The 7,429-nt window shown below is 49.3% G+C and carries 1 protein-coding gene; it reads left to right on the forward strand.

Features of this window, described 5'->3' with window-relative positions:
* Positions 1-7,429 (forward strand): tandem-95 repeat protein (locus DFR27_RS12400; RefSeq protein WP_121877798.1); only part of this gene is annotated, 7,429 nt, incomplete at both ends.

Consider the following 7,429-nt stretch of genomic DNA (forward strand, 5'->3'; position numbering starts at 1 on the left):
ATCTGAGCTTTGATGTCAGCGATGGTACGGAAACCGTATCGAGCGGCGTAGACCTCACGGTTAATCCTATTAATGATGTAGCCGTTGTTAGCGACGTCAGCTTAGCTGGAGTAGAGGATACTTCACTCATCTTCACGGACGCAGATCTATTAGCGGGCGCGAGCGACATCGAAGGCGATGACCTAAGTGTTGCTGGTGTTAGTTATTCGGGTTCCGATGGCACCTTTACGGATAATAACGATGGTACTTACACGTTTGTACCGAATGAAAACTTTAATGGTTCAGTAGGGCTGGACTTCTCAGTTTCAGATGGCGACTCGGTAACTAACGCAAGTATTGATTTAGCCATTGCTGCCGTTAACGATGGTCCCGAGGCGAGTGATGTTAGTTTATCGACGGACGAAGATGTCACGCTAGTTATCGATCCGCAAATACTGATTGCGAATGCCTCTGACGTTGACGGTGATACGCTTACTCTTAGTAACCTCGAAGTTAGACAGCCCTCTACAGCATCCCTGACTCAGAATGCTAACGGCACCTACAACTTGATTGGTGCTAGCGACTTTAATGGCGTGATCGAGCTTGCTTATACAGTTTCAGATGGTGAATTGGAGACGGAAGCAACCCTAGAAGTAGATGTCATTCCAGTTAATGATGCGGCATTTAGTACAGGTAATGCGCATCTCGCGACGACAGAAGACGGTTCTGTCACCTTCTCTACGGATGAATTACTTGACCTTTTCGATGATGTCGATGGTGACTCGCTGACTATTAGTGGGGTGGTGACAACCAGTGGTGACGATGTAACGGGGTCCCTAGAGGACAACGGCGACGGCACGTGGACGTATACCCCGGATGGTGATTTATCTGGGGTTGCAGATCTTCAGGTTCTCGTTAGCGACGGCTCTACTGAATCGGCGCTGGATTTACCGGTTTATGTTCGTCCAGTGGCCGATGGCGCAGTGATTACAACGAACCATAGTGGTCCGATTGTATTTTCCGAGGACTCTAATGGGCTGTTAAGTCTTGATGTATCGCTACTAGACGCGAGTGAGTCGCTTTCTAATGTAGCGCTATCTGGTTTCCCGGTTGGGTTCCAAATTTCCGACGGCGTAAACACCTTCACCTTTACTGAGGAAGGGCAGTATGCTGATGTGACGGGTTGGGACATTGCCAACTTGGTGATGACGCCCCCCGAGAACTACAATGGCTCGTTTGATGTAACCGTCTCTGCAACTACCGTCGACTACGGAGATACCCCAGAGGATGACATGGATGTAGATGTTGTCTATAGCGAACTCTTAGTTACCGAGGGAGAATCAATCGTAATCAGCGAAGCTGATTTACTTGGACTCTCAGAGCAAGGGGATACCGGCGACGACGTCAGTTTGGTACATCTTATCGATCGAACTCAAGGCGATTTGGTAGATAATGGCGATGGAACTTGGACGTTCACACCTGCAGACGGTTTTAATGGCGCGGTAGACTTCGCGTGGACGGTTGTTTCGGATGGTATTCGCTATGATGAACAGTCCCAGATTGGCGTGAATCCAGCTACTGATGCAGGGGTTTCCAATAGTGCTCCGAGTGTTGATTCGGTGCTCGTAACCCAGAGTAATGAAGATCAAGTTATCTTATTCTCGGATGCGGACCTACTCGCTAATGTCTCGGATGTTGACGGTGATACCTTAACGATCGAGGATATTCGCATCGTCGATGGGGAAGGCCAACTTGTCGATGATGGCAATGGAAACTATACCTTCATTCCTGACGCGAATTCCACGGGTGATGTCACGATTCATTATGTAGCCAGCGACGGCGATTTAAGGTCCGAGGGTGAATATCGAATTGAGATCGCGGAGGTTAATGATGGACCGAGTGCTGGTGCTGTCTCACTGACAGTAGATGAAGATAGCACGCTTACCATTACCGACGCCGACCTACTTGCAAATAGTGATGATTTAGACGGCACAGTTAGTGTTGATAGTGTGAGTTACTCGGGTACCGATGGCGTGTTTACCGACAACGGTGACGGCACTTATACCTTTGCTCCGAATGCCAATTTTAACGGTGATATTGCGCTTGACGTACAAATCATTGATGACGATGGGGCCACCGCTGCTACGACTGCCGATGTCTCGGTAGAGGATGTCAATGATGCGCCCGTAGCAGGGTCAACGAGTTACTCGGTAGCTGAAGACGGAACACTGGTATTTAGTGATGCGCAATTATTAGCCAATTCATCGGATGTGGATGGTTCTGTTAGTGTGGAGTCCGTAAGTTATTCGGGTACCGATGGGGTACTAACTGATAATGGTAATGGCACCTATAGTTTTGCGCCAAATGAAAACTTTAACGGTGATGTGAACATTGATGTTCAAATTATCGACGATGATGGTGCCTCCGATACCACTACGGCAGCCGTAAATGTTACCGCAGTTAATGACGCTCCAGTAGCCGGTTCAACCAGTTACTCGGTAGCGGAAGATGGCACGCTGACTTTCAGCGACGCGCAGCTTCTGGCCAATTCCTCGGATGTGGATGGCACGGTTAGTGTAGACTCGGTGAGTTACTCAGGCTCCGATGGCGTGTTCACCGATAATGCCGACGGAACCTATAGTTTTGCCCCCAATACCAACTTTAATGGTAACGTCAGCCTTGACGTCCAAGTAATTGACGATGCTGGTATTACGGCAACTACGAGCGCTGAGATTTCGGCAACCGCAGTGAATGATACGCCGGTAGTTTCGGGCAATCTTGCCTACAGCGTTGATGAAGACGGCAGTATTAGCTTCAGCCAAGCACAACTACTTGCTAATACCACGGATGTGGATGGTGATGCGCTTAGCGCGGTTAATCTAAGTGCTGAGAACGCAACAGTCACGGATAACGGAGACGGCAGCTTTACCCTAGTGCCGGATGCTGACTTCAATGGCGATATAGCCGTTAATTTTGATGTAACTGACGGCGCCGAGACGGTTGCCACGGCAATTGACCTTACCGTCAACCCAGTGAATGACGTTGCGGTAGTCAGTGATGCGGCCTACACAGTCAATGAAGACGGCAGTCTGACTATAACGGACGCTTCATTACTCGCCAATGCGAGTGATGTAGACAATGATAGTCTTACTATCGACAGTGTGAGCTATTCAGGCACCGACGGAATTCTTACTGATAATGGAGATGGTTCTTATAACTTTGCGCCAAATGAAAACTTCAACGGCGACGTTTCACTTAACTACAGTGTGAGCGATGGTAGTGCCATCACCGATGCGGCAATTGATATTGCTGTGACCGATGTAAACGATGTGCCCGTCGCCGGATCGACTAGCTATTCGGTTAATGAGGATGGGACCTTAAACTTCAGTGACGCTCAGTTGCTGGCAAACTCCAGTGATGTAGATGGTACGCTAAACGTCGACTCGGTCTCATACACCGGTACCGACGGTATCCTTACTGACAATGGAGGTGGCTCTTATAGCTTTGCTCCAAATGAAAACTTTAATGGCGATGTGTCGCTTGATATTCAAGTCAGTGATGACGACGGCGCGATCGACTACACCACCGCTTCAGTAAATGTTGTAGATATTAACGATTCGCCAGTGGCAGGATCTACCAGTTACTGGGTGGTTGAAGACGGTACGCTGAATTTCAGCGATGCGCAGCTGCTAGCAAACTCAAGCGATGTTGATGGCAGCGTTAGTGTTGGTTCTGTTAGCTACTCAGGTACTGATGGAATCTTTAGCGATAACGGTGATGGAACCTACAGTTTTGCTCCAAATACTGATTTTAACGGTAGCGTTAGTATTGACGTCTTGGTTATTGACGACGATGGCGCCACAGACGCAACAACTGCGACGGTTAATACTATCCACGTCAATGACTATCCAGTTGTATCAGGAAACTTAGCGTATAGCGTAGATGAAGATGGCAGCATTACGTTCAGTCAGGCCCAACTTATTGCCAATGCAGGTGATGTAGACGGAGACCTGCTAACCGCTTCGAATTTGAGCGCTGATAACGCTACGGTTACCGATAATGGAGATGGGACATTTACGGTATCGCCAGACTCTGACTTCAATGGTGACATCACCATAAACTTTGATATTAGTGATGGCGAAGAGGTGGCGGCAGCAGGAGTTGACCTCACCGTCAATCCAGTTAATGACATTGCGGTGGTTAGTGATGCAGCTTACACCGTCAGCGAAGATGGTAGCCTTATCTTCACTGACGCACAGCTCCTTAGTAATGCCACTGATGTTGATGGCGATGCACTTGCGATTGATAGTGTGAACTATATTGGCACCGATGGTGTCCTGACGGATAACGGTGATGGTAGCTACAGCTTTGCACCTAATGAAAACTTCAACGGTGAGGTCTCGCTCAGTTACGGTGTGAGTGATGGCACAGAGGTGACTGACGCTGCAATTAATATCAGCGTGAACGACGTCAACGATGCTCCAGTAGCGGGCTCAACCAGCTATGCCGTGGATGAAGATGGTACTCTGAACTTCAGTGATGCTCAGCTATTGGCTAATTCAAATGATGTTGACGGAACGGTTACCGTTGATTCTGTTGCCTATACCGGCACTGACGGGATCTTCACCGATAACGGCGATGGCAGTTACAGCTTCGCACCGAATGAAAATTTCAATGGTGAAGTGAGCCTGGATGTAACCATTATTGACGACGATGGCGCTACCGATACCACCATTGCGGAGGTTACGACGCTCGCGGTTAACGATGCGCCAACGGTATCGAGTAACTTGGCCTACAGCGTAGACGAAGACGGTAGTATCACATTTAGTCAGGAGCAGCTTTTAGCTAACGCCTCTGATGTCGAGGGCGACTCGCTTAATGCGATTAATTTGAGTGCCGAGAATGCGACGGTTACCGACAATGGAGATGGTACCTTCACCGTAGCTCCGAACGCTGATCTCAACGGCGATATTGCCATTAACTTCGATGTTACTGACGGCTCTGACTCAGTCGCTACAGCGATTGAATTGACGGTTAATCCGACGAATGACGCCGCCACTGTTAACGACGCTAGCTTCACAGTTAACGAAGACGGTACGCTGACCTTTAATGACGCTGCGCTGCTAGCCAATGCTAGCGATATTGATGGTGATAGCCTCAGCATTGATAGCGTGAACTACACCGGTACCGATGGTGTATTCACCGACAACGGTGATGGCACCTATAGCTTCGCACCGAATGAAAACTTCAACGGCGAGGTCGCGCTTAGTTATGGCGTCAGTGATGGGACCGTAGTTGCCGAAGCAGCAATTGATGTCACCGTCACTGATATTAACGACGCGCCTGTTGCTGGTTCAACCAGCTATTCCGTTGATGAAGACGGCACCTTGAACTTTAGCGATGAACAGCTCCTTGCTAATTCAACTGATGTCGATGGCACGGTCTTGGTTGATTCCGTAGCCTACACCGGAACAGATGGCGTCTTCACCGACAATAGTGATGGCACTTACAGCTTTGCACCGAATGAAAACTTCAATGGTAATGTGAGCTTGGAAGTAGCGATTATCGACGATGATGGCGCCAGCAGTACAACAACTGCAGAGGTCGCGGTGATTGCTGTTAACGACGCACCGGTAGCAGGTAACACCAGCTATTCAGTCAACGAAGATGGCACGCTAATCTTTAGCGATGCTCAACTACTTGCTAATTCAAGTGATGTAGATAGCGCGATAGCGATTGATAGTGTTTCGTATTCTGGCGCCGATGGCGTACTGACGAATAACGGCGATGGAACCTATAGCTTTGAACCGAACGAAAACTTTGTCGGTCAGGTTAATCTTGATGTCGCGGTCATTGATGATAACCAACTGGTTACTTCTGCTAACGCTGAAATTCAAGTCATCGCTGTTGATGATGCAACATTAGTAAGCGGAAATTTAGCCTACAGTGTTGACGAAGATGGAGCGATCACCTTCAGTCAAGAACAGTTGCTCGCAAATGCCATCAATGTCGATGGCGATGAACTCAGCGCAACTAACTTGTCGGTTGCGGAAAATGCGACGGTAACGGCGAATGGAGATGGCTCCTTCACTATCTCGCCGGATGATAATTTTAATGGTGATTTGTCCATCAGTTTTGAAATTTTTGATGGCTCGTCAGTAACCACCTCGGCCATTGACTTAACCGTTAATGCAATGCAGGAAGCAGCGGAAGTGGATAATCTTGTGCTGTCAATGAACGAAGATGGCCTCATCAGCTTCACGGATTCACAATTGCTATCGGGTGCGACCGATCTTGAAGGCGATAGCTTAGCGGTAGTAGAGGTCAGTTACTCGGGAACCGATGGTGTCTTGACCGACAATGGAGATGGTACCTATAGCTTCGCGCCGAACCAAGACTTTAGCGGTGATACGCTTATTGGCTTTAATGTCAGCGATGGGACGGAAGTGACTTCCGCTAGCGTAGAGCTAGCGGTCGCGGAGGTCAACGACGCCCCGATAGCCGGGTCAACCAGCTACAGCGTTGCAGAAGATGGCACGCTCACCTTCAGTGATGCCCAGCTGCTGGCTAACTCAAGCGATGTAGATGGCACGGTAAGCATTGATAGTGTGGGCTATACCGGCACTGACGGTATCTTCACGGACAATGGTGATGGCACTTACAGTTTCGCGCCGAATGCGGACTTTAACGGTAGTGTCAGTATCGATGTTCAGGTGATTGACGATGATGGCGCAACGGCCACCACCACTGCAGACGTGAGTGCAACAGCGGTTAACGATACACCGGTTGTCTCGGGTAATGTTGCCTACAGTGTGGACGAAGACGGTTCCATCACCCTCAGCCAGGCACAGCTGCTGGCGAACGCGAGTGATATTGATGGTGATGACCTCACGGCGGGCAATGTCAGTGCGGGTGACAACGCCACGGTCACTGATAATGGCGATGGTACCTTTACGGTTACCCCCGATGCGGACTTCAATGGTGACATTGATCTGAGCTTTGATGTCAGCGATGGTACGGAAACCGTATCGAGCGGCGTAGACCTCACGGTTAATCCTATTAATGATGTAGCCGTTGTTAGCGACCAAAGCTTCGCGGTGGACGAAGATGGCACCATCACGATTACGGATACGCAGTTGCTCTCCGGTGCCACCGATATCGAAGGCGATACACTGAGTATTGATAGCGTTAGCTATACCGGCACGGATGGTGTGTTCACGGACAACGGTGATGGCAGCTATAGCTTCGCACCGAATGAGAACTTCAACGGCAGTGTAGAGCTTGCCTTCAGTGTCAGCGATGGCACAGGTACCACTGACGCAAGCATCGATCTGACGGTGACCGATGTGAACGATGCGCCAGTAGTGGGTTCAACCAGCTACAGTGTTGACGAAGATGGCACCTTAAACTTCAGTGATGCGCAGCTACTGGCTAACTCTAGCGATGTTGA

The sequence above is a fragment of the Umboniibacter marinipuniceus genome (assembly GCF_003688415.1).
In the GTDB taxonomy this organism is placed as follows: Bacteria; Pseudomonadota; Gammaproteobacteria; order Pseudomonadales; family DSM-25080; genus Umboniibacter; species Umboniibacter marinipuniceus.